The organism is Rickettsia endosymbiont of Cardiosporidium cionae, from assembly GCF_015476335.1.
Lineage (GTDB): Bacteria > Pseudomonadota > Alphaproteobacteria > Rickettsiales > Rickettsiaceae > JADHZC01.
The window spans coordinates 122,559-148,294 of record NZ_JADAQY010000002.1 but is presented as its reverse complement, the minus strand read 5'-3'; the positions used below and the strand labels follow the sequence as shown (position 1 = coordinate 148,294).

The following is a 25,736-nucleotide window of genomic DNA, read 5'->3' as shown; positions in this document are numbered from 1 at the left end:
TATAGAAAACTATATAATAATAATTTATCGCACGCCTTAAGCAACGCGCACTACTGTATATATTGTCATAAAACTTCAAAAGATTCTTGCAGTAAAGGATTACAAATTGTCAATCCTGCTAAATATCAGAACATTGATATTAAACCATGTCCACTAAAACAAAAAATTTCTGAAATGAATCAATTGAAATCTAAAGGATTCAATATAGCAGCATTAGCAATGATAATAATAGATAATCCTCTGCTAATATTAACAGGAAATAGAATATGTAATGACTGTACAGCATCATGCATTTACCAAAAACAAGATCCTGTAGATATACCATTGATTGAGTCGAATATATTAGATAATATACTTGAATTACCATATGGAGTAGAAATATATCTATTATTAACTAGGTGGAATCCATTAAATATATCATCATTTTTACCTAAAAGTAATACAGGATATAATATTGCAGTAGTAGGGCTAGGGCCAGCAGGTATAGCAGCATCACACTATCTATTAAATCATGGGCATTATGTAACAGCTATCGAATCTGCAAAGATTGAGAACATATCTGAAGATTTTTACCAAGTTATAAAAAACTGGGATGAATTTATTAATCACCCCAAATACAAGATGCCACAAGGAGTAGGTGGAGTAGCAGAATATGGTATCACCAACAGGTGGAATAAAAAAAATCTCATACTAGCAAGATTAATGCTAGAAAGAAGAGAAAATTTTATAATGCATGGAAGTACAAGGGTTGGTAGTAACATCACTATAGAAGAATTATTTAACATAGGATTTGATCATATATCTCTATGCATAGGGGCTGGAAAACCTATATTTGATAATTTTGCTTCTTACTTCCTTAATGATATCAGAACCGCTACAGAATTTTTAATGATCCTGCATCAACAAACACCTTATTTATATAATAGTGGCTATCATCTAACAATAAGGTTACCTATAATAATAATAGGTTGTGGATTAACTGCAATTGATGCAGCAGTTGAATCAATAAATTATTATCCAGTACAAGTAGAGAAATTTTTAAAAAATTATGAACAAAAACTTAACACTATCACAAAAGAAAAACTGGAAGCAAATTGGAGTGAACAAGAAAAAGAACTAGCAAATGAATTTATCACACATGCTAAATTATTTAGAAATGCTAAAAATACTAAGCAAAAGTTAGCAATAATCAATCAATTAGGTGGGATAACAATATATTATCGTAATAATATTAAGAATTCTGCTGCTTATAGACAGAATTTTTGTGAAATAGAATACGCTATGTCAATGGGAGTGAATTTTCAAGAAAATACAAATGTTACTAACATTATTCCTAATAAACTTAATTTCAACAGTCAAGTTATAATAAATGACCAATATACAATAGATGCCAGCACTATTTTAGTAGCTATAGGCACTAAAAAAAATGAATACATAGATCTCACTAACAATTTTAATAGCGCCAGTAATTCAAAATTCAATAATTCAAAATTATTTAAAGATACAACACAAAAAATAAGCTTTTTAGGAGATGCTAATCCGGATTATTCTGGCAGTGTAGTAGAAGCTATAGCAAGTGCTAAAAACTCAGTACCAATTATTAATAATATACTAGCTATACAAAAACCTAAACATGCAACTAAATGCGGCAATAGCATACAAGAAAAAATTCAAGACTATATTTTTTCTCATATTCACGCAGTGAAAATACTATCTAAAAATTATATCGAAATTACTATTAACTCAAAATCTTTAGCCCATAAATTTAAAGCTGGTAATTTCTTTCGTCTTCAAATTTATAAAGCAAATTCTCATGTGAAATCATTATCAATTGCAGTCACCGCTTTTGATATAGACCATAAAAATAACTATATTTCACTAATTATATTCAAAGAAAATGGTGTAAATAATATATATGAACTACTAAAATCAGATAACAAAGTTAAAATATCCTTAACGGGGCCGCTTGGTTCAACAATAGAAAAGATAAAAAATAAAATCGTGGTAGTAGTAGCAACCAACAGATGGAACATAATGATGCTCTCAATATGTAGGCAACTAAAGGATGATGGATGCAAAATATTGTTTTTTTCTGGATATGAAAGAGCTGAAAATCAATTTTATCATGATAAATTTCAATCAGCGACAGACATTATAGTGTGGAGTGCAAAAGATAAACCAGTTGCTAACTCTCGGGATACAGATTATTCATTTCAATCCAATTTAATAGAAAGTATATATTACTATAACAATCAATCTAGTAAAAATATGCATCAACCCAATATATTGGCACTAGCAGATTATGTAATTTGTGCAATATCAGTTGAAGACTTAGCCCAAATCACACAAATTAGACATTTATTCACTAAACGACCAAAAATTATGTGTATGACTAATAATAACCCTTATTGTATGATGAAGGGTATATGCGGTAAATGCATAATAAAAGTTAATAGTCCAACTCAATATATATTCAGTTGTGAACATCAATACCAAAATCTAGATGATATAGATACTAATAACATAAAAAATAAACATATTGCTAATACTAAATATCCTAAATTATGAAAATAACACCAGCAATGGCTTTTATCTAAAACCATTAAAGTAACATCTATGGTAATTTATATCTAAATTCATTTGTCATTAAAATATCACCATTTTTTTTGATCACAACATTATTGATAAAAACTATTTCATTATTAATAGAATTATATTCTGCTTTATCAGAGGTAATATATATATTTTCATCAGTTTTGTACAAATTTAGTAGAGAATTTACTATAATCTTATCTATTACTTCTTTTTTACCAAGAGTTTTATAATAAATCACTAAATTATTTGTCTTTAATATATGATCTTGAAATACTAATTCAACATTATCAGTAAATGTTATAGAAGATGATTTTTGATCTAAGACAAGCTTATCAGAATTGATAGAAATATTCTGAGTAGCATAGGTAGTAAACGTAAAAATAACAGAGTTACACAAAGATATAACAAAAATTACTACCAACCTAAAAACAGCTAAATTCATAATTTTATACTATAAAGTAAAAAATCTTATTGAATAAAAATTATTGATTCATAATTTTTTAAAATTTGCTATAGAATTAAACATATCAATAGCTCTCATCACCATGTTAACACGATTCCGCTTTATGTAAATATCAGCATCGTTGACAGTAACATTATCTAAAAAATCTGATAACAAAGGAGTAAGTAACTCAATCCTATTTAATGCTAAACTATAATCATTATTTGCTAACATAAGAATTTGAATTGAATTATCTTCATATAAATAATTATAAAAGTTATGCTCATACTCTGATACAAAATATTTTTTAATAATTAAGGACTCCTTACTCGAATTAGCATGAACCAGAAAAAACTCAGTATTAAAATCTCCTAGTTTTTTTAGAGATATAATCATATTTTCACTTCTTTTATATAAATTCAATATATACTGACCTAAATCTGTAGTTAAAAAGCTAGTAAATAATGATACTTCATTATAAATTCTAACAATATTTAAATAACCAATCCTACGAGTTAAAATGGCATCAATATTTTTTTTTAAATACCCTTGCTTCTGAAGATAATATTTTAATTTATCTTGCATAAATATTATAATTGCGTTGCTGTCTCCAAACCCTAACCTATCTAGTATATTCTTAATTATGGGTATGATATCAATATCCAACTGATTTTCTAAAAGGATACGCACTACTCCTAAAGACTGTCTTCTCAATGCATAAGGATCTTTAGAACCAGTTGCTTTTTCACCTGCAGCAATTAATGAAGAAAGATTATCCAATTTATCAGCCAATGCTAATATCGCTGAAGAATTACCAGGGATATCATCCTGTAACATCTGAGGCTTATAGTGATCCCTAGTGGTGAGTGCAATATCTAAATCTATAGATTCAAACACTGCATAATGGTAACCCATTACCCCTTGTAAACAAGGAAATTCTTTGACTATTTCAGATACCAAATCATGCTTACAAAACCTAGATGCCTTTATGGCATTAGTAATATAATCTTGATTTATATTACTACACTGTAATGAATTTTCGTATTGAATATCTTCACATATCTTTGTAATGCGTTGTACTTTGTCATATATACTACCTAATTTACTATGAAAAACTATATCCTTAAGCTTAACTAACCTAGACTCTATGGTCTCTGATATATCTCTATTATAAAGATATATAGCATCCTGCAGCCTGGCATATAAGACATTCTCATTACCCTTGATTACACAGCTATAATTGTCAGAACGTATATTTGCGACAAAAAGGAAATAAGGAGCTAATGCCCCTTTATCATCCCTCATAGTAAAATATTTTTGCTTAATGCGCATTGAGGCAATCAGTATCTCTTCTGGCATAGACAAAAATTTTTCATCTATTTTGCCAACGCACACAGTAGGATATTCAACTAACCCTACCACCTCTTCTAATAATTCACAATCCTGATTCAGGGTAAAGCCTAACTCCCTAGATTTATCTAATAACCCACTTTGAATATAACTTTTACGTTCATTTTGATCTATCCATACATAATGCAAAGATAGATAATTTTTATATTCACTAAATTTCTTTATACCTGAAATTACATTTGGACTAATAATTTTATGCCCGTAGGTGAAATCACTTGATGATAAATGCTCATATTTAAACCTGAGTAATTTTCCATTAAAAATACATAATATATTTTTCAATGGTCGCACCCAATACATAGTATGCCCTCCCCACCTCATCGACTTAGGCCATACATATTGTCCTATTGTATCAGCTATAGTATTGCTAAAAATATTCTCAGATAACTGGGGATAAATGATTCGTTTATAAAAATAAAATTTTTGGTTTCCAGTGTCAGAAAGATATAAATCATTTTCTGTGATATTGTTAGAATTACAAAAATTTTTGATTATATCTGGAGTAGCATGTAAAACTTTCGGACCTTTAACATTTATCTCCACCTTAGTACTGTAATCTGCAACCCCAACTATATGTAATATAATCCTTCTAGGGCCGTAGTAGTAATTAATCTTCTTATAACAGATATGATGTTGTATTAAATATTTAGCAAATATATCATAATAACTTAAACAAGCATGCTGTTGTAAAGCATAAGGAATTTCTTCACTAAGCAATTCAATTAATAACTCTTGACTCATCAGCTTTCTTATTCATATTCAATAAGTTACTACAACATAATTTGACTAAATTACGTATTCTAATAATATATGCAGCCCTTTCTGTAACACTTATCACACCATGAGCATCAAGTAAATTGAATAAATGACTAGCTTTTATACAATAATCATACGCAACTATTGGCAATTTACTATGAATCAATTCAAGGGATATCTGCTCTGCTTCCTGAAATTGCTGAAATAATAACTCAGTGTTAGAAAATTTGGTACTAAATTGTGAAAATTGTTTTTCTGAAATAAATTCTAATTCTCCATATGTGAATAATTTTTTACCGTTATTAGAATAGTTCCATACTATATCCTTTATTTGATCTTTTTGTTGAATATACAAAGCTAATCTTTCTAAACCATATGTAATTTCTCCAAGAACTGGAAAAATATCTATTCCAGCCATTTGTTGCATATAAGTAAATTGTGAAATTTCCATTCCATTACAACACACCTCCCAGCCCATACCAGAGGCTCCTAGAGTTGGAGATTCCCAATCATCTTCTATAAATCTTATATCGTTTTCTTCTATGTTAAGCCCTAACTTTAGCAAGCTATCCAGATACAACTGCTGCATATTATCAGGTGAGGGTTTCAATATCACCTGAAATTGGTAATAACGTCCTAATCTATTGGGGTGTGCTGAGTATCTACTATCTGTGGGTCTCCTAGAAGGCTGCACATAAGCTGCATTCCAACTATATTCAATTAATGACTTAAGAACAGTTGCAGGATGGAAGGTACCAGCACCCATTTCGAGGTCATATGGTTGAAGCACAACACAACCATAATCACTCCAGTAATTCTGTAATAGCGAAATTATTTGCTGAAAAGACAAAACTTGCATAATTAATAATTAATACCTCAACCAATAATACAAAATCAATAATTTTTGATAAAAAAATCCTACGCTCAATCGATACACTATAATAGAATTCTAATATAAAAACACTGAAATAACATAAATTATAGTAGATAAAATGAGAGCAGTAATATTATAAGGAAGCTGCGTAATAACATGATCCAAATGGCTGCAGCCAGCGCCTATTGAAGATAATATTGATGTATCTGATATAGGTGATGTATGATCTCCAAACACCCCCCCAGCTAACATAGCTCCTATAGTCATAGGAAGTATATTGATATCATTAATTAACAATTGACAAATTATAGGTATCAGCACAGCAAAAGTTACCCAGCTGCTGCCTGTACAGATTGAAATCATCACAGCAGTAAAAAATATCACTATAGGAATATAAGACTTATGAAAATTTGAAGAGATAATCACTGAAGCAATGTAATCTCCTACATTTAATTCATTCATTGCAAACGAAAATGCCCAAGCAAAAACTAACACATAAATAGCTGATGACATAGTTTTGTAACCTTCTGAAAGATTTAATACTAGATCTTTGTAATTTATAGGACAGAAAATTAAAAAACATATCAAAGAAAGCGTCCCTCCACAAAATAGTGAAAAACCCAACTTCATATTACTTAAAATAGATATAAAACTAACACTATCACTATAAATATAACCAGTAGCAAACATAAACAATAATGTAGAAGCAAATAACACCATTACACTCACAGGTATAGAATAAAATACCAATTTTGAGGATATCATACTAGTAGCTGGTGAATCATTATTGTTATTTTTTGCCTGATTTTCAAAATATAACATTTTAGGAAAATCAAAATTCCAAATAGAGAAAATAAATAGCATGATCAATGATATAATTGAATAATAATTATAACATACTGATTGCAGAAACAATTCTACACCGCTAGTATAAGGCAATCCAAATTGGAATATAGAACTATCCAATATTGCTACAATAAAAGCTCCCCAACTTGATAAAGGCACCATAACACACACAGGAGCAGCTGTGGTATCTAAATAATATGCCAATTTCTCTCTAGAAAGAGATTTTTTATCAAATAAAGTTCTTGCAGAAGAACCAATAGCTAAACTATTAAAATAATCATCTATAAAACATATAATACCCAAAAAAAACACAATAAGCTTGGCATAAGTCGGAGATTTGATATATTTTGTAATGCGTTCTGCAAGAATCGACATAGCTCCAGAGTAAGTATAAACAGATATAATAATACCTAAGACCCATAAAAATAATAATGTAAAAATATTATTCCAAGAGATTTGAGAAGATTCATAAAAAACTGATTGAAAATAACTAAATATAGTATAAATAGTTGAAAAGCCTATAGATTGGCCTTGTATTACTGCAGCTGTAACAATACCCGCAATCAATGAAGGAAGCGTTCTCCTGCTAATCATCATCACAACAAAAATCATTAATGCAGGAACCAGCACTATAGATTTAGTAAGCATATAATTTAATTTCAGATTTATATTTTAAATAACAAAGCATAAAGTGCTATTGATTACTATAACACGAAAAATAATAACACAGAAATTACCCTAGTCAATAGAGTTCAGTATTTTATATTTGATGAGAGAAGTCTTAGTTTTAGTCAAGGCCAATATAATACCAAATTCAATACTCCTTGCAATTAAAGAAGATCCTCCATAACTTATAAAGGGCAATGTCATACCCTTGGTAGGCAATAAATCAAGAGTAACACCTATATTGATACAAGATTGTATTCCAAAATTACTAATAATAGATAATAAAGTTAACTTTACAAAATTATTTTCTTCTTTATAAGCCTTTAGTAATACATAAATTGTTATAAATGCAAAGCATAGTATAATGATTAAGGATATAAACACTCCAAATTCTTCACCTGATACAGCAAAAATAAAATCTGTATGCGAATCTGGCAAGTATCTTTTAAACTCGCCCTCACCAGGCCCCTTTCCAAATATACTACCATTATAAAATGAAGCTAGTGATTGTTTCACTTGATAATTATCATGATATTGAGGATAAATATATTTATTTATCCTCTGAGATATATGAGGAAACATAAAATAACTAGCCATAAATACAACAACAGATAACATAACGGATATTACAAACCACATAATAGGTATCCCAGCAACAAACAACAATATCACAAATACTATTGTAATAATAACCAGCATACCAAAATCAGGTTGGATGATTATTAAAAATGCCAATATAAAATATAGTATACTAACAACATAAATTCTCACACGCAGAGTATATTCATCCAGAGAAAGGATTTTTGATACTACTACAAAAAAGAATGGTCTTATTATCTCAGAAGCCTGATATGATATATTAAATATAGAAATCCAACGTTTTGCTCCTTTAACTTCACGACCATAAAAAACAATAATAGCTAAAATAATAATATTAAATATTAACCCTAATAAAGAAATTCTTCTTAATGTTTGCTGACGAACATTTGATAATATAAACATTAATACAAGTGCAATACCTAAAAATATCACATGTCTTATAATAAAATAATTTTTATTCAAATGCATATTATTAGCTGCTCTTTCACTTGAAGTAATAACTAACAGTAATCCAATAGACATTAGTATAGAAATTGCTATAACTATTTTTTGGTCAACACTCCTCCACCAATTATTTATTAAATATTTCATGAGACAAGATCTACTTTATTAAAAATTGTTTTACTAAATCTACAAAATGATTTCCTCTATGCATGAAATTACTAAATTGATCAAATGATGCAGCAACAGGTGATAACAATATATTACAACTTCTATTGAGCAGCCCTGCATCCTCAACTGCTTTTAAAAATGCTTCATCAAGACAATCAAATAATTCTAAAGCTAGCTTGCCTTCAAGGTAACGCGATAGTATTAACCTATCTTTGCCAAACACATAAGCCTTTCTAACATTAAGTAATGCTACATCTAATGCTGAAAAATCAGTTTCTTTACATACACCTCCTAATATCCATAATATATCCTCAAGCGCAAGCAGAGCAGATTTAGTTGCATTGCTATTTGTTGCTTTACTATCATTATAAAATGATATTTTATATTTATAACCGATATACTGCAATCTGTGTTCTAGCGACTCAAAACTCCTGATATATTGTAGAATTTGAGTAGCAGGTATATTAAATATTCTACATATTATGTAACCTGCCAATATATTAGACTGATTATGATCACCCAATAAATTAATTTTATCTGGCAAATGATATGTTTTTCCACTGATATTATCAATAATTGTAGAATTTTTTATGTATAAACTATTGGAATCCATTCTAGAGTCATAATTATAAATAGAACTATGAAAAAATGTTATAATATGTTTATTAGGATAACTCTTAGTGTATTCTGTATAAAATTTAGAAGTTATATCATTAAAAATACCAATTACATTGATATCAGATAACATGCATAACTTAAATTTAGAATGGATATATGATGTAAAATCTTTATATCTATCTAGATGATCTGGGAATATATTAACTATTAAAGATAATGTAGGTTTAAATATCTTTAATAAATCTATCTGAAATGATGATAATTCAAGTATATAAAAAGCTTTACCAAATCTCATGTTTAAGACAGGTTGTCCTATATTACCTCCAACGTCACAGTCAATACCAGCTGACTTCATTATATGAAATACTAAAGATGTCACAGTAGTTTTACCGTTAGTACCAGTAATTGCTATAAACTTAGAATTTATATTTTGGCTATAAAATAAATCTATATCAGATGATATCCCTATACTATATTTTGTAGATATATCATAAATTTTATGTTCTGAACTTATCCCAGGGCTGAGATAAATGACATCTAAATTTTTCCAACATGAATCACTAATATCTATAATAGTTGCATCATCAAATCTAGACAAAAAGGATTTTCTTTTAGCTGCCTGATCGTCATAACATAATATTTTGTTATAACCTTTAGACACAAAATACTTATATAAAGATGTACCAGTTACTCCTAACCCTAATATTCCTATATTTTTCTTCATGATATTCCCATTTTCAGGAGTCCACTAACTGAAAGAAATTACTTGATTCTTTAATGAAATATACGCCCTATCCAGCTGATTGCTCAATGATAAAATAATTCTTCAAATTGATTAGATTTGACTAAAAATAATCCATAAACCAAGTAAGAAATTAATATTACAGCACCTATTTGGTGTAATAACGCTAAAATTATAGGCACATAGTAAATCAAGGTCAGTACCCCTAATACAAATTGTATTGCTACTGCAAATAATAGCACTATGGATAATTTTATTAACTTGGTATATCCAGTACGAATTAAAACTATAGCCAAAAATACATTATATAATAGTATAAAAATTGCGAACAATCTATGTAAACACTGTACTAATACTGGGTTATTCAATATATTCATATCCAGCTTTAAATGAAACAGCTCACTAGCTATAACATCCCCTCCCATACAAGGATATGTATTATATACTAAACCAGCATCAAGCCCTGCAACAAATGCTCCTATTATAATTTGCAGAAATACAATAATAATGGCTATAGATAAATATCTACTTACCACTGCTAACTGATTAGCATAAACAAACTCAGATACCAAAAACATATCAAAAGAAGAACGCATCAACTGCCAAAACAACATAATATATATTACAAGGGAAACAAATAAATGTAAAGCAAGCCTATAGTGGCTCACTGAAGGGTTATTCACCAACCCACTCTTCACCATATACCAGCCGATATAACCTTGCAATAATATTAACATACCTACAATGCAATAATAAAAGATATTTCGTGATGTAATATAATGACAGAATGCAAAAAATAAGCCTGGTATAATATACATAATGAATATTAATCTTCCTATAATTCTATGAATAAACTCGAGCCAAAATATCTTTTTAAATCCTCCAAGATCCATAGTAAAATTTGCATATTTATATTCTGGAGATAATTTGTATTTATTGAAAGCCAGCATCCAATCAGACTCAATTAAAGGAGGTATTACACCTGAAATAGGTAACCACTCAGTGATAGATAAGCCTGATTTCGTAAGCCTAGTCAACCCTCCTACGAATATTGCCAAAATCACCATAAAACACATTATGTATAACCATACAATAAAAAAATTTTTACTTTTATAACGACCTAAACTCATTTTATAAACTACGATCTAATATGCGAATACATAAAATACTATTTCCTTTTGTTATAAAATCAATAATAGTAAAACTACCTAAGTAAAAAATCTAATTTATTTCCTAACATCAGATCAACAATCGTGATATCCTTATTCACTGACTTAAATTCAGTTTGAAAATGTAGATATTGTTTAGGTGAAAACACAAGATTTTTGCGCTCAACTATATCCATCTTCAACACTCTATTACTATCATCCAAAAGCCTTACTCTAACTAAAGGCATTTCGGTTTTTCTGTTAGAAATATTAAATATTTTATAATCAACTACAATATGTTCTCTATCTTCATCATAAGAGATTTTTACATCTTCTATTTTCAACCTATTATTATCAAGAAATGAAGGGATACTAAAAGCCCTGGGGAATGTCATCACTATCATAAATACAATGATACTAAATAAAAAAATTGGAATAATATAAAGATAAAAGGGAATCTTTACCGGTAAAATAACAGGTAAATTGGTATCTTTGTCCAAATTTTTAGTACTAATACTATTACCTTGATTAGGGTATTGATGCCAAATATTCTTACAATTAGAACATTTGACCTTTCTACCATTATCTCCAATTTGTCCATCATCAACAAAAAAATTTGTCTTACATTTTTTACATGTAATATACATAACTAATAACTTTATAAATAATTCATTATATTTAAAAAATCAGTCGTTTATAATTGCTTACTCACTATATCTGATGTACAATTCGGCCCTCAGTTTTGTATCAATACAAGACACATATCTTAATATTTTTCTCTTCTGTTTAGAAGTATTCTAATGAAAGATAAAGATAAAATGAATCAAATAGCATCACTGATTTTATGAATATGCAAGAGTACAAAGATTTTATAGAAAAGCTATGGCAACAAAACTGCGAAAAACAGCTATTGCCCCAAACAGCTATAACAATAGCTCAGTCTAAACTAGATTTTATTATTAATCAACTAAACATTGGAAACATAAAAGTTTGTTACAAAGAAAATAATAGTTGGTACGTCAATGAATGGGTAAAAAAAGCTATTCTTTTATATATGAAATACTCTGATAACAAAATATATGAAGTTGGCAATATCCGCTGGTTTGATAAAATCAACAATAAATTTACAGAATATAATGAGAAAGACTTTATTACCAATCAACATCGTATCGTGCCAGGAGCCTTTGTGCGTAAAGGCTCCTATATAGGAAAAAACACAGTTATAATGCCTTCATTTATCAATATAGGCGCCCATATTGGTAATAATACTCTCATAGATACCTGGGCAACTGTAGGCTCTTGCGCTTATGTAGGAGAAAATTGTCATATTTCAGGTGGTACAGGAATAGGAGGAGTATTAGAGCCAGTACAATCTTTACCTGTAATAATTGAAGATGGTTGTTTTATCGGAGCTAGGTCCGAAATAGTAGAAGGAACAATAGTTGAGCATGGTTCTGTTATAAGTATGGGTGTATTCATCGGAGCTTCTACTAAAATTATTCACCGCGATACAGGAAAGATATCATACGGTAAAATCCCTGCATATTCTGTTGTAGTACCTGGTTGTATAGCAAATGAAAATAAAAATCTACCAGCTCTCTACTGTGCTGTAATAACAAAACAAGTAGATGCTAATACAAGAAAAAAAATTAGCATAAATGAGTTATTAAGATATTAATGTAACATAACAATGTTAACTTTTAAAAACTTATATTATTAGTACAACACACTGCATTAGTGTATATAAGTTCTATATTTTGGTTCAATTATAGTTAAGAATAATGATAATAACTCCAAATAACATTCTCAGTATGTATTCTTTTTGGGATTACACTCAACACCTAACTCTTTAGCTATAACAACGCTAGCAGAAAAGGCTATTAAAGCAACATAGATACCGGGTATTACAGTGCTATTTGTTATATACCAAAGCAATAAACAAATAAAACTGGTACTGCGCCCTAATATTTCTGTACCGAAGGCTTCAGAGATACTATTTACAAAATACCTATCTCGTATGACTTTAATATGTATCAAAAACACTGTTCTTGATACAGAAAACACTACCCCTAAGAACATTATCCATAATTTTGATAAATTAATTCCAAATAATCCTAAATTAGGGATAACCATAAATATAGGGATAATAGTAATCACAAATAAACTCGAAACTATGAGCATTATCTTTAATAAATTCTCTCTATTAATAATAATGCTTAATATTGGTATCATACTAACATTAATAAACATAAAAAATGTATTATAGGGCATCAATGCTTTTAGAGATATATTACTATTAGCTATTGGAATAAAATAATTAAAAAAAATAAAAGGAATTACATAAGTTGAATAAGAAAATGCATTAACTGAAAATAACTTTATAAAGGTTATTTTATGATTCAGAATTTTTTCTTTGATCTCTGGTTTACCTCCTAAACTAAATGTAGGTTTACTATTCTTTTTAAGATAATGAAACAATCTACTTGGTATAATTTTTAATAGATATAATATATTTTTCTGTAATTTATTCACTATATTAATTATTGATATCGGCAATGAACTAAAAAAATTAGACCACGAATTCCAGAAATTTAAACAGTTTGTAGATGCAAAATGCAATTTTGACTTCAATGATTGATATTTACTAGTATCGTTCAACATTGAAGCAAGATTTTCTTTGCTAGCTGCAATTCTAAGATAGGTAGCAGTAATGCTAGTTAACATTCCAACAATAAATGCTATCCTCCAGTAAAAATCAGGATCAGCACTATAGATTACCAATGTTGCTGCAAACGAAGAAAAACTTATACCTAACATAGTTGAAAACAGATAAAAACCACTGGCTTTTATTTGAAATTTTGCTTCAGTTACTTGTTCTAATACTAATAATTCTGATATAACCTGTTCTCCAGATGCAAAACTATTCTGCAAACTTCTAAACATTATCAGTAATATCGGAGCAAACACTCCAATTTTACTATATCCAGGTAATAAAGCTATAGCAAATGTAGAAATACTAATACCTTGTAAGGTATAAATTAATAACTTCTTAGGGCAATACTTAGTTAATAAATAACCAAATAATACCATAGAAATTGGCCTAGTAAGCATTCGAATAATTTTCTTAATGCTATGTAATAACAACAAACCTTCTACGCTTGATAATTGTGGGAAAAAGACACGTGATAGTACAGGCATCATAAAAATATACAAAGCAGAATCGTAATGGTCCAGGATATTGGCAATGATAATACTAAAAAACAATCTAGGAGATTTAAGGAAATCAGACATTTTAAATCTTATCATAAACCTCAAATGCCAAATTAAATTAAGTGATATTTGAATGATGAAGTTTCATATCATGCTGTATTGTAATAAATTTTACTATTTCTTGGAATATCTCATTCTTGATATGCTGCGTGATATTATCCAATAATTTTGTGTCAGCTAATTTTTTTTCTGTTAAAGATCGATGCTGTACAGCATTTAAACGTGCAAAAAATGCTTCTTGAACGTTATTTTGGTAGATATCAGTGTAATCACCTTTCTTAATATTAAAGATTTCACGCATTAAATTATAAGGAATATCATGATTATTAGAGAATTTATGCAACAGAAAATCACTTCTACTAAAAATATTATTTTTTAAAATAAGAAAATCTTTAGACTTAGATTGATTATTTGTGGTATATTTTTTTTTAAACTCTGCAAATTTGGATATATTATTACTTATTAGTTGTTTATTATAAAACCTAGCTCTTAAGATGGGTTCTACTTCTTCTAATGTTTGCTGCCTTTCCTCCATAATTTTGTACAACTCAACTACTACAATGCCAGATTGATTATTAAGCTCTATAGGATAAGATAACTCGTCTTGAATCATATCAAAAACTTGGTTAGATATTTCTGCTAATATAGGATTTTTATTATTATCCATAGATTGGCGGTTTATATTATTTATACTTATCGGTTTCAACCTAAATTTTTTAGCAATTTGTGATAAATTACTGCCGGCTTCTATTTCGGATTCAAAATCTTTAATATAATTAATGATTTTCTCCTCATTACGCATTGTACGCAGTAAAGAGACGATTTGAGGCTTTGACTGCGCTAAGCTTTTACCACTAAAATCCTCAATATTTTCTTCATAATATGCCTTAATTTCTGCATAAGTAATAGGAATAGTTTGACCGTTCAATGTATCACTATTAACAAATACATAGCTAAAACTTCTTTGCTCTGGTACTAAAAACTCCTGCTTAGTAGCCTCGTATATTTCATTTATCTGATCTTTAGTAGGATTTGATGATTTGCTATTAGCATATCGTTTTTTTAAATCATACTTAACTATATCCACTACCCTCTCTTCTGCAATGTAATATAAAAAATTCTTAGCGAGTATCTTAGAAGGTAAGAAAATATCTAAGAAAACCCCAGCCACATACTGCCTTAATAAATCTCCTTTTACCTCTTTAATATACTGCTTCTCTAGACCATCAGAAGCTCCGCTAAAATAGGATCGAAAAATATTTGGATCAAAATTATTATTAGAATCCTGAAAATATTCCAGCGTTTTTATAAAGTTAATAGCATAATTATTACTTAGATTTAGGTTATAATATTTAATAAAATATTCTAATACGGATTTATTAATTAATTTTTGTATTACTCTGTTATCTATTCCTAAATGCAATATTTCATTTTCAGTCAAGGTTTTATTAGTTTTTTTTTGTATATCTTCTATTTCGTATTTTTTTAGCTTAACAAATTCTTTTTTTGATATATTCTTAATACCGTTAGAAAATGTTACAACATAATCTTCTGTATTACTACTTTGGAATAATGCTATTGACTGAAATCCGATAAAACTAATGATAACTAAAGTTAATAGCAACTTAAGTATGAATTTAGTAAAATTTTTGTGTAACTGCATTAATTGAAAACAAAATTTGGTTTGATCAATATTTACCGATTAGATTCGATCGAATGATATCTATCCAAGTACTCTCAAAAGATAGTGCTTTATAAAAAATAGTGCAAGATGTTTTATTAATTTTTTTATATTTAAAAAATTATCTGTTTATGCCAAAAATGGTTATTATCAACTGGAAGATGCATTATTCACTGAATGAATCATTATTTTTTTTAGATAAATTACAATCGTTGAAAAACACCAGTAATTTTGAATTAATAATTGCACCTCCCGTACCACTATTATCATATTTATTATATAAATATACAGAGTACAAGTTCTGTACTCAAAATATAAGCTTATTTACAGGATATGGATCTTTTACAGGTGAATATTCTGCACAAATGATAAGGGATATCGGAGTAGAATATGCAATTCTAGGGCATAGCGAACGCAAATTATACATGAATGAAAAAGAAGCAGAAATAAAGATCAAGGTAAAAAATTGTCTTAATGCAGGCATTACACCAATCATTTGTGTAGGAGAACCTATTACCATAAGAAACAGTAACTCTTATAAAGAGTTCATAAAAACCCAAATTATTAACTCTGTTCCTCAAAATCTAAGTGGTAAAAAAATTATACTAGCATACGAGCCCATGTGGGCTATAGGATCAGGAAAAAGCCTCGATCAAGATAAAATTAATGAAATTTTTGATTTTATAAAAAATAATGAAGACTTAAAATTCTTAACAGAGAATTGTTGCATGGTATACGGTGGTTCTGTAGGAACAAAAAATTATAAAAATATACTTTCTATAGAAAATATCGGAGGATTATTATTAGGATCTACATCACTTAAAATAGATAACATAGAAATTATTTTACGTAATGTATAAAAACCGCAACAAAGAATGTGTTAATAAAATACTTGAAAAATTTTTAGGAAATTGGAAAATACTAAAGAACATCACTAACAAATCAGATGTAAGATGTATTTATAAAGGATCAGGCGGCGCAAGTTTTAAAATTCTACAAAATACACCTAACACAATGTTGTATGAAGAAAAACTCTTACTAAAAAATGATCTTATAAAATCAAGCAATATTATTGCATATCAAAAATATCTATATAAATATAATCAACAAAATACTATAATTTCTAAATATCTTAGCGATAACAGTTTCCTATGTAACATCTTTATGGTAAACAACCGTGCTAACGGCAAATATATCTGCAATAAAGATACATATAGCTTTAAATATGATTTTTCACTGAATTATCTTTGTATAACATACAATATTGAAGGACCAAGTAAAAATTTTTTGATTCATAATCACTATCTAAAGTTAAGTTAAGCTACTTGTTCAAATTAGCTATCAATTACGAGTTAATTAACCTGTAATTAGCAGTTTTTTTTTACTAAATATACTTATAAGTTGTCTCTTGAATTAATACTAATTCTATCAATAATCCCTATTTTTTAGTTGACTAATATGAAAATAACAATTATCATAGGCGGTAATCGGAAGGTTGTTAGATATTTTATGATGTAAATCTTAAGTAGTCTTATATTGGTCATACTGTATCATTAAAGTCTAGTTCATAAAACACCTACAGTTGGCTGTAGCCTTTATAGAACAGGATGGTTACAATTTTCTATAACACTTTACGTAAAGTATAGTTATTCATTTTTAAACCAAATTAATATGTTTAAATCAAATAAATTTTTATCAGGGCTAGCAAGTGTCTGCTTTAAAGCAAAAAGCAGTTCTAAGTTCGATAATACTACAGTTAGTAGCAAGGAAGATAATGCTAAGAACAATCTAAAAAGCAATGATTCTCCTCAAAGTGAGAATGATAATAATACTAACCAGCATGGCATAGCAGCTAGCATCTTCCATAGTATTAATTCTATAGCAACCCAGGCCTTGAAAACTACTGCACCAATAGCTAGTAAAATAGCTACTACTACATTTAGCGGAACCAAAACTGTAGCCTCTGCTTCATATGCTATAGCTAAGAAACACGTCACCGCAGAAAATATGAAAAGTGCCGCTAATACAATGTATGATATAGCAGCCTGGACCTTAAAAACTACTGCACCAATAGCTAGTAAAATAGCTAGTACTACATTTAGCGGAGCCAAAACTGTAGCCTCTGCTTCATATGCTATAGCTAAAGAACACGTCACCGCAGAAAATATGAAAAGTGCCGCTAATACAATGTATGATATAGCAGCCTGGACCTTAAAAACTACTGCACCAATAGCTAGTAAAATAGCTAGCACTACATTTAGCGGAGCCAAAACTGTAGCCTCTGCTTCATATGCTATAGCTAAAGAGTGCACAACTGTAGCAAAGCAATTTTATAATAGTAATTTACTAAAATCTGAAGATACATTGAAAACTCCTGATTATTATCATGATTCGAAGTTACTTAATACAATAATTGATACCAATACCTCAAGCTATCAACAAAATCCAGAGACTGGGATACCAGCATTGTCAAGTGTCTCTGAAAAACGTGAGTGTAAGTTAGAAGCTGCTGATTATCATTATGGTCAGAAGTTACTTAGTGCAATAATTGATACCACTACCGTGAGCTATCAAAAGGATTTTAAGAATAGAAAGATAGCATTGTCAAGTGTCTCTAAGAAACATGGGTTTAAGTTACAAGATTCTAGTGCAGGCTTTTTTTACAAAAATAGTGAATTTAATATGTATCAATCTGATGTTTTTGTTAATGAAGCAGATAAGACAGTGATTATCAGCAATCCCGGGACAAAAATTGGTTTAGTTGGTGTGAGGTTATACGATATAATCAATGATTTACAGTTGCTTTTAGGTTATACTCCTTCAAAGGTGTATCAAGCTAAGAGCTTTATTGATCAAAAAGTGACAAAAATAGTAAGTGAGTGTGTTGCTGATCCTGATAATGGCCCTGGTACTTGGAAAGTGATATTTACAGGGCACTCACTGGGAGCAGTTATATCAGATTTATCAGCTGTACATTTTCACAAAAAAACTTGTGAAGGAGCACTCAAAGAGTGTATACAGATATCATCTTTGACTATAGAAAATCCTGGATCTAAAAATTTGATTCAAGATAAAGCTGCTGCAAAAGATGTGTATTTCCAGGTTATAAATGGAGGAACAAATATTATTAATAGTATAAAATCCCAAATAACAAGTAAAGTGTGCTCTGTGAATCTATGCCCAATAAAGGAACAAGCAAATATTTTCAAAGAGGATTCTAATAAGAATATATTAAAAACTGTAATAGATTTTTTATCCTGTGCTGATCATCCTTTACCAAAATTCCGTATCGAGTTCAGTGACAACAATAATTCTGAATACAAAACAATGTATAATAAAGAAGATGGAAAATACTATCTTGTATCCGAAATATTTTCTTCAAATCCGCAGACAACTAAAAATGATGAACTAGAGAAATTCATATTTGCTGGCAATGCGAGACCTATATCAGAACAACTAGCCACAAGATTAGGAGAATTATCTACAAGATTAGAAGGAATTAATATTAATAATTATCAATCCAGCGATGTTGAGGATAAATTCACTAAACTTGACCTTAACTCTGATACACAGACAATTGCTAATTCCACTGACGCTGGTAGTGAAACTAACTCTTGTTGTGATAATGAACTAAATGATAGTGAGTTCAATATTCTGGATGATTATAGTATCACCAATGTTGGTGCTGAACAACATATAGAACAAGGAGAAATAACAGAAATGGTATGATCTGAAATAACAGAAGAGCAGTTATTATACTGCGAAGCATAGTGATTAAATAGTGTAACTGTTTCTAAGTAGTGGATTTGTATATCATTTACTTTGCACAAGTATAACTGCCTAGAAACATCAACTGCTATGAGTGCGATAAGCTTACAACATATATATATATAATTAAATAGGAAGAATACAACGAGCTGTAGCTTCTATCTTAATTAGAGTTACAACTTTTAGCGTTTCTTGTGGATAAATTCCGGTATTTTTCTGTGTCTTATATTGAATTATTTGAACTAACTACCTAAAACCGCTACAAAATTATCAGCTATTAAGTATATAACCAATGTTTAAATAAATTCCATAAGTCACGGCCGGCAATTATACATTTGATATGAATTTTATCTTTTGTAAATTAAACTGATATAATTGTTACATTAATTAAGATAAATATCAAAAAATTTGTTGATTCAAAATTCTAGTAGTATATACTCTATGATGGTTTGTGTAGTATATGTATAAAATTGTCATGAGCAATCAAGTAAAATGCAGTCCTCATATATGTTTAGTAGTATGCGAATTAATATGCGTATGTGTACTAAATATTTTCAAGTGACTGCTTGAAATTGGAATTCTGAGTTTATTTGAAAAATGGTGTCAGTTCATCAGAGAAAGCATGGTTGGTTAAAAGCAGGATATGTAGATTTTGTATGCGCTTTTTTAGATAGTCATTATATAAAACTAGTATGCTAATTAATTAGTAACTATTTATATCCTGATTATTGCGCGGTATTTATACCATTCGAAACTAATATAGACATAAATTACATATTATTAATAATATTAGAATATGTAGTTACAATATGTTAAATCATTAAGGTAAAACAAGCTACAGACCAAGCTTGATATAAAAACTTAATTTTAAATAATTAAATATAACTTAGATTAATAAAAGGTATCATGTTTAACGAAACGATAAAAAAAATAGATTGGAATGGCAACATTATAGAATTGAGCACAGGCAAGATAGCTAGACAAGCTACGTCTTCTGTATTAGTGAAAATGGGTAATACTTCGGTATTATGTACTGTTGTTATAGATAAACAAGCAAAGCAAAATATAGATTTTGTACCGTTAACAGTAAATTATCAGGAACAATCATATGCAGCTGGGCGTATCCCAGGAGGATATATGAAGCGTGAAGGAAATAATTCTGAACGTGAAGTAATAGTATCAAGGCTAATAGATAGATCAGTTAGAACGTTATTAGGAAAAAATTTTAACTATGAAATTCAGATAATTTGTACAGTAATATCATACGATTCAGCTCATAACCCCGATGTTTTATCACTAATAGGGGCTTCTGCTGCATTATCAATAGCAAATATCCCTTCTTTTACAATATTAGCTTCCTGTAGAATTGGTTATAGAGATAATAAACTAACTATCAATCCTAGCATACAAGAACTAGCTTCTAGTAAATTAGATTTAATCATTTCAAGCACTAAAGATTCAGTAATAATGCTAGAATCAGGTTGTGGTTTTTTAGCAAAATCAGAATTGTTAAAAGCAATTAAATTAGGCCAAGAATCTATACAGCCAGTAATACAACTTATAGAAGATTTTTCTACTACTGTACTTAATAGCCAATCATCAAAACAATTATATCAATATGATATTTTAGAAAATACTAACAAAGAACTGAAAGCTAAAATTGAATCTTTAGCAACAGAAGATATCATCAATAATTTTAGAATTACTGATAAATCTGAGAAATATGAAATAATCAGCAATATATTAGATAAAATTAAATCTCATGATTCACTAAAAGAACTCTATACAGAAGAAGAAATAAGCTTAGAATTCCTAAAAGTTAGAAATCAATTATTAAGTGACGAAATTTTAAACAAAAAAATTAGAATTGATGGAAGAACAGCAACAGAAATAAGAAATATTGCATCAGAGGTATCTTTGTTAAAGAGCACACATGGGTCTTCGTTATTTACTAGAGGAGAAACTCAAGCACTTTCAGTTACTACATTGGGTACTGCACAGGATGAAAAATTTATAGACGGATTAGAAGATACATATAAAGAATCATTTCTATTGGAATATGTGTTTCCTCCATATTCTACAGGAGATATAGCAGGTCTAAGGGCTCCTAGTAGAAGAGAGATAGGCCATGGAAAGCTTGCTTGGAAAGCACTGAAATCTGCTCTGCCTACTAAAGTAGACCATTTTCCATACACAATCAAAATTGTATCTAAGATTACTGAATCAAATGGCTCGTCATCTATGGCTACGGTTTGCGCAGCATCTATGTCTATGATGGATGCAGGAATACCAATTAAAGAACATATAGCAGGAATAGCTATGGGGCTAGTTAAAAATCAAAACGAATATCTAATTTTATCAGATATCGCAGCAGATGAAGATTATATGGGTTGTATGGATTTCAAAATAGCAGGAACTAGAGAATCTATAACAGCACTGCAAATGGATGTGAAATCTACTGGTGTATCAATTGATATCATTGAACAAATCATTGACCAGGCAACAGTCGGAATAAATTTTATTGTAGATAAAATGGATGAATCTATTAAATCTCCTAATGAATTATCACCACTTGTACCAGTATTCAAATCAATGAAGGTAAATCATGATCATATTAAAAAAATTATTGGATTTGGAGGAAGAACTATCAAAGAGATTTCTAGTACTACAAATACTAATATAGAGATTATAGATGATAAATCTGTGGTTTCTATTTCTAGTACGTCTAAAGATAACATACAGCTTGCTGTAGATAAAATTAATGATATTATTGCCGAACCAAAAATAGGAACAATTTTTGAAGGTAAAGTAGTAAAAATTATAGAAGCAGGGGCATTTATAAATTATGTAGGTTCTAAGGAGGGCTTTGTGCATATAAGCGAAATAGATAAAAAACATATAAATAAAGTTGAAGATGTATTGCACGAAGGACAAATGGTTAATGTTAAGATTATCGGCGTTGATAGATCTGGTAAGGTAAAATTGACAATTAAAAATCTTCACAATGATATAGATTTTGATTCCCGTAAAGATCGTAATCGTTCTGGAGAATCCAATTATTCTAATACTTCTGCACCTAATAACAGAAATTATAGAAGATATAATAATGATAATAACTCGAACGTTAATAACAACCCTAGAGTAGGAGTACGTAGAAATGCAGGGAAGCGTAATAGTGAGTATAACAATAATTTTGCTGCCAATAAAAGTTTTAAAAAAAATACTGATCGTGGTGTAAATAGAGATGGGCATAATAATAGCGAAAGAAAATGGTTTGAATAGTTTTTTTTACTGATATGTGTACCACCCACAGAGCAGAATCAATTTCTGCTCTGTGCTGTTGTCCTATCTTAAAAAATAAATCACCATGAGCTATATTGAGTAATAGAATATAAATCTTAAATTAGTTTTACATATTGTATATTTGAGAATATAATAACGTGTAGGTTGGAATCGAGAATGGTTTTATTATAGCAAACTTTAGCAAATATTTTTACCTACTTTTATTCTGTATTAATTTTTATATATTATTGGTTATATATTTTATAGATTAATTCAAAAATTTATCTAGATTTATTAATACAAAAAAATCTTCTAAAGAATAACCCTCATCGCATGATTTAGATAAACTAGGATCTAGTGGTATTTTATCTAAAATAGGAATGTTGTATGATTTAGATAAAGTTTCGGCACTATTGCCAGCAAAAATTCTTTTATTATGATCTGACAAATTTGTTACTAGATGCATATTCTCTATGATACCAAGTATCTTTATCCCAAATTTCTGGTATAAATCGATGGATCTTGCTACATCTATTTGAGATATTTTTTGGGGTGTAGTCACCATAACTACATAATCAATAAAATAATTCTGTAATAAACTTAAATGTATATCCCCAGTACCAGGTGGTGTATCTATTAGTAAATAATCTAAATTATCCCATAAAGTAAGAGAAAGTAATTTATATAATGCCTTGCTTAAAATAGGGCTTCGCCAACTTATTGCCGTATCACGATTAACTATAAAACCAATAGAATTTATATATACTCCATGAGAAAATATGGGCAACATTTTATTGTCAATGATTTCCGGGGTTCTATTACTATTAAATATCGTGGGAATAGATGGTGTATATATATCTGCATCCAATAACCCTACCCTCTTATTATATACTTTAGATAGCTTTTGTGCTATTAAAGATGTTAACGTAGATTTTCCTACTCCACCTTTACCAGAAACTATAGTTATAACTTTTTTTGCTGCATCTATTCTGATCTTATTACTTTTACCATTTAATATATTAATATCCCTTTCAGCGTGAGTATCATCTGATTTTTTAGATCTATGACTAATAAAAAGTATTTTCAAAGCTTTCCCCTTAACAAGTCCAGAAAGCTTATCTTGTATTTTAATTTTAATTATATTCAAATCTTGATTACTGAAATTTAATGAATCAACCATAACCAATATCTCGTTATCTCTAATTCTAACATTTGAGACCATATCCCTGATACATGAACCATTTTCTAGCAATAATTCATCAAATTTACTATATATTTGAGCTATAATGTCAGTCATACTTGCAATTATTATAAAATTCATATATTAATATGGTTATAGCTTAAATTTAGTATTATAAACAAGCATAAATTAATTAGATTTGGTAATGCATCTTTTAAAAAAGTCTCCTTGGGATGATTTAGATGATTCGAAAAATACGAACATCTTCAGTAAAAAGAAATATGATTTCATGAATTTTCAATTTAACTTTAATAGTAAATTTGTGTTATTCATTATTTTAGCTATTTGCTTATTATGGTTAACTTCTGGTATTTACGAAATAAAAGAGGGATCTGAAGCAGTAGTCACAAGATTTGGAGCTTTCAATCGTATCGCTAAGCCAGGTCTTAACTACCACCTACCAAATCCGATAGAAAATAAATTTATAGAAAAAATTGCTCAATCTCGTAGGGTAGAAATAGGTTACCGCTCAAATAACTCTTCAAAACATTATGGACGTTATCAAAATGCTTCTAATACTGCTTTCAGAGATATAGGTAATGAAAGCATTATGCTCACAGGAGATGAAAATATTATAGAATTGAACGTGGATGTAATGTGGCATATCAGTGATTTGAAAAAATACATATTCAACGTTGAAAACCCTAATGCAACAATAAAATTGGTAGCAGAAAGCGCTATACGTGAAGTCATTGGTAATACTCCTATAGCATCAGTGTTATCTAGTCAAAAACAAGAAATTACCGATAAAATAGAAATTTTAATACAGAGTACCCTAGATCAATATAATATTGGTATTAAACTAGAACAAGTACAATTACTAAAAGCAGAACCTCCAAAAGAAGTAATAGAATCATATAGAGATGTACAAACTTCTAAAGCTGATAAAGAAAAAGAGATTAATCAGGCACAATCATATAATAATGATGTACTACCAAAAGCTAGGGGAGAGGCAGCAAAATTGTTGCAAGAGGCTGACGCATACAAACAAGAAATAATATCAAAAGCTAAAGGGGATATAGATAGATTTAACTCAATATATACAGAATATCTACATAGTAAGGAAGTAACAAAAAACAGACTATACCTAGATACAGTGCGTGATATTCTCATGAATAACTCTAAAGTGATTATAGAGAATTCTACTCTACCTCATATGGATCTTAATACAAAATTAAAAAATTAA

18 protein-coding genes are annotated in these 25,736 nt (G+C 29.1%); 7 read left to right on the top strand and 11 right to left on the bottom strand.

Annotation, left to right across the window (positions count from 1 at the left end; genetic code table 11):
- Nucleotides 1-174 precede the first annotated feature (174 nt).
- Complete coding sequence (locus tag IHI24_RS01920) at nucleotides 175-2,568, top strand: FAD-dependent oxidoreductase (RefSeq protein ID WP_194966383.1); 2,394 nt, start codon at nucleotides 175-177, stop codon at nucleotides 2,566-2,568.
- A 46-nt stretch (nucleotides 2,569-2,614) separates the two neighbouring features.
- Here IHI24_RS01920 and IHI24_RS01915 read toward each other — a convergent pair whose 3' ends face one another.
- The 8 genes from IHI24_RS01915 to IHI24_RS01880 all read right to left on the bottom strand — a co-directional run bounded on the left by IHI24_RS01915 (nucleotide 2,615) and on the right by IHI24_RS01880 (nucleotide 11,956).
- Nucleotides 2,615-3,037 carry an LptA/OstA family protein gene (locus tag IHI24_RS01915; RefSeq protein ID WP_194966382.1) on the bottom strand — a complete coding sequence of 141 codons (423 nt, stop codon included), beginning with the start codon at nucleotides 3,035-3,037 and terminating at the stop codon, nucleotides 2,615-2,617.
- Between the two features lie 48 nt (nucleotides 3,038-3,085).
- The gene (gene glyS, locus IHI24_RS01910; RefSeq protein WP_194966381.1) at nucleotides 3,086-5,188 is read right to left on the bottom strand and encodes a glycine--tRNA ligase subunit beta; all 2,103 of its coding nucleotides are present in this window, start codon (nucleotides 5,186-5,188) and stop codon (nucleotides 3,086-3,088) included.
- Entirely contained in the window at nucleotides 5,166-6,062 is an 897-nt protein-coding gene (locus IHI24_RS01905) for a glycine--tRNA ligase subunit alpha (RefSeq protein ID WP_194966380.1), read from the bottom strand. Before IHI24_RS01905 ends, glyS begins: the two co-directional genes overlap by 23 nt.
- Before the next feature lie 90 nt (nucleotides 6,063-6,152).
- On the bottom strand, nucleotides 6,153-7,571 hold the full coding sequence (locus IHI24_RS01900) for a Na+/H+ antiporter NhaC family protein (RefSeq protein ID WP_194966379.1): 1,419 nt from the start codon (nucleotides 7,569-7,571) through the stop codon (nucleotides 6,153-6,155).
- A 90-nt stretch (nucleotides 7,572-7,661) separates the two neighbouring features.
- Complete coding sequence (locus tag IHI24_RS01895) at nucleotides 7,662-8,780, bottom strand: FtsW/RodA/SpoVE family cell cycle protein (RefSeq protein WP_194966378.1); 1,119 nt, start codon at nucleotides 8,778-8,780, stop codon at nucleotides 7,662-7,664.
- A gap of 10 nt (nucleotides 8,781-8,790) precedes the next feature.
- Nucleotides 8,791-10,143, bottom strand: a complete 1,353-nt coding sequence (murD, locus tag IHI24_RS01890) for a UDP-N-acetylmuramoyl-L-alanine--D-glutamate ligase (RefSeq protein ID WP_194966377.1) — start codon at nucleotides 10,141-10,143, stop codon at nucleotides 8,791-8,793.
- 83 nt (nucleotides 10,144-10,226) lie between these two features.
- Nucleotides 10,227-11,291 (bottom strand): COX15/CtaA family protein, encoded by a 1,065-nt coding sequence (locus IHI24_RS01885; RefSeq protein WP_194966376.1) that lies wholly within the window; start codon nucleotides 11,289-11,291, stop codon nucleotides 10,227-10,229.
- Nucleotides 11,292-11,365: 74 nt separating this feature from the next.
- Nucleotides 11,366-11,956 carry an MJ0042-type zinc finger domain-containing protein gene (locus IHI24_RS01880; protein WP_194966375.1) on the bottom strand — a complete coding sequence of 197 codons (591 nt, stop codon included), beginning with the start codon at nucleotides 11,954-11,956 and terminating at the stop codon, nucleotides 11,366-11,368.
- 203 nt (nucleotides 11,957-12,159) lie between these two features.
- Between IHI24_RS01880 and dapD the strand changes: the two genes are divergently transcribed.
- Entirely contained in the window at nucleotides 12,160-12,987 is an 828-nt protein-coding gene (dapD, locus tag IHI24_RS01875) for a 2,3,4,5-tetrahydropyridine-2,6-dicarboxylate N-succinyltransferase (protein ID WP_194966374.1), read from the top strand.
- A gap of 128 nt (nucleotides 12,988-13,115) precedes the next feature.
- Here the strand turns inward: dapD and IHI24_RS01870 are convergent, their stop codons facing one another.
- Nucleotides 13,116-14,615, bottom strand: coding sequence for an MFS transporter (locus IHI24_RS01870; protein WP_194966373.1), 1,500 nt, complete (start codon nucleotides 14,613-14,615; stop codon nucleotides 13,116-13,118).
- A gap of 22 nt (nucleotides 14,616-14,637) precedes the next feature.
- The gene (locus IHI24_RS01865; protein ID WP_194966372.1) at nucleotides 14,638-16,242 is read right to left on the bottom strand and encodes a peptidylprolyl isomerase; all 1,605 of its coding nucleotides are present in this window, start codon (nucleotides 16,240-16,242) and stop codon (nucleotides 14,638-14,640) included.
- Between the two features lie 149 nt (nucleotides 16,243-16,391).
- Here IHI24_RS01865 and IHI24_RS01860 point away from each other — a divergent pair, with 149 nt between their 5' ends.
- From IHI24_RS01860 to pnp, 4 genes are all read left to right on the top strand, one after another.
- A complete protein-coding gene (locus tag IHI24_RS01860) occupies nucleotides 16,392-17,120 on the top strand; it encodes a triose-phosphate isomerase (RefSeq protein WP_194966371.1) in 729 nt (242 codons plus the stop codon).
- The gene (locus tag IHI24_RS01855) at nucleotides 17,113-17,580 is read left to right on the top strand and encodes a DUF6314 family protein (RefSeq protein ID WP_194966370.1); all 468 of its coding nucleotides are present in this window, start codon (nucleotides 17,113-17,115) and stop codon (nucleotides 17,578-17,580) included. The genes IHI24_RS01860 and IHI24_RS01855 overlap by 8 nt, the downstream gene beginning before the upstream one ends.
- 351 nt (nucleotides 17,581-17,931) lie before the next feature.
- Entirely contained in the window at nucleotides 17,932-19,989 is a 2,058-nt protein-coding gene (locus tag IHI24_RS01850) for a lipase family protein (RefSeq protein ID WP_194966369.1), read from the top strand.
- A 945-nt stretch (nucleotides 19,990-20,934) separates the two neighbouring features.
- On the top strand, nucleotides 20,935-23,310 hold the full coding sequence (gene pnp / locus IHI24_RS01845; protein ID WP_194966368.1) for a polyribonucleotide nucleotidyltransferase: 2,376 nt from the start codon (nucleotides 20,935-20,937) through the stop codon (nucleotides 23,308-23,310).
- A gap of 268 nt (nucleotides 23,311-23,578) precedes the next feature.
- Here pnp and IHI24_RS01840 read toward each other — a convergent pair whose 3' ends face one another.
- Entirely contained in the window at nucleotides 23,579-24,631 is a 1,053-nt protein-coding gene (locus IHI24_RS01840; RefSeq protein ID WP_194966367.1) for a P-loop NTPase, read from the bottom strand.
- Between the two features lie 64 nt (nucleotides 24,632-24,695).
- On the opposite strand from IHI24_RS01840, the gene hflK reads away from it, so the two are divergent.
- Nucleotides 24,696-25,736 carry an FtsH protease activity modulator HflK gene (gene hflK, locus IHI24_RS01835; RefSeq protein ID WP_194966366.1) on the top strand — a complete coding sequence of 347 codons (1,041 nt, stop codon included), beginning with the start codon at nucleotides 24,696-24,698 and terminating at the stop codon, nucleotides 25,734-25,736.

Coding starts and splice junctions, on each gene's coding strand:
- glyS (WP_194966381.1), bottom strand. CDS start 5,188: ATGAGTCAAGAGTTATTAATTGAATTGCTTAGTGAAGAAATTCCTTAT.
- dapD (WP_194966374.1), top strand. CDS start 12,160: ATGCAAGAGTACAAAGATTTTATAGAAAAGCTATGGCAACAAAACTGC.
- IHI24_RS01905 (WP_194966380.1), bottom strand. CDS start 6,062: ATGCAAGTTTTGTCTTTTCAGCAAATAATTTCGCTATTACAGAATTAC.
- IHI24_RS01915 (WP_194966382.1), bottom strand. CDS start 3,037: ATGAATTTAGCTGTTTTTAGGTTGGTAGTAATTTTTGTTATATCTTTG.
- IHI24_RS01855 (WP_194966370.1), top strand. CDS start 17,113: ATGTATAAAAACCGCAACAAAGAATGTGTTAATAAAATACTTGAAAAA.
- IHI24_RS01920 (WP_194966383.1), top strand. CDS start 175: ATGAATCAATTGAAATCTAAAGGATTCAATATAGCAGCATTAGCAATG.
- IHI24_RS01885 (WP_194966376.1), bottom strand. CDS start 11,291: ATGAGTTTAGGTCGTTATAAAAGTAAAAATTTTTTTATTGTATGGTTA.
- IHI24_RS01840 (WP_194966367.1), bottom strand. CDS start 24,631: ATGAATTTTATAATAATTGCAAGTATGACTGACATTATAGCTCAAATA.
- IHI24_RS01895 (WP_194966378.1), bottom strand. CDS start 8,780: ATGAAATATTTAATAAATAATTGGTGGAGGAGTGTTGACCAAAAAATA.
- IHI24_RS01900 (WP_194966379.1), bottom strand. CDS start 7,571: ATGCTTACTAAATCTATAGTGCTGGTTCCTGCATTAATGATTTTTGTT.
- IHI24_RS01865 (WP_194966372.1), bottom strand. CDS start 16,242: ATGCAGTTACACAAAAATTTTACTAAATTCATACTTAAGTTGCTATTA.
- IHI24_RS01850 (WP_194966369.1), top strand. CDS start 17,932: ATGTTTAAATCAAATAAATTTTTATCAGGGCTAGCAAGTGTCTGCTTT.
- IHI24_RS01880 (WP_194966375.1), bottom strand. CDS start 11,956: ATGTATATTACATGTAAAAAATGTAAGACAAATTTTTTTGTTGATGAT.
- pnp (WP_194966368.1), top strand. CDS start 20,935: ATGTTTAACGAAACGATAAAAAAAATAGATTGGAATGGCAACATTATA.
- IHI24_RS01870 (WP_194966373.1), bottom strand. CDS start 14,615: ATGATAAGATTTAAAATGTCTGATTTCCTTAAATCTCCTAGATTGTTT.
- murD (WP_194966377.1), bottom strand. CDS start 10,143: ATGAAGAAAAATATAGGAATATTAGGGTTAGGAGTAACTGGTACATCT.
- hflK (WP_194966366.1), top strand. CDS start 24,696: ATGCATCTTTTAAAAAAGTCTCCTTGGGATGATTTAGATGATTCGAAA.
- IHI24_RS01860 (WP_194966371.1), top strand. CDS start 16,392: ATGCCAAAAATGGTTATTATCAACTGGAAGATGCATTATTCACTGAAT.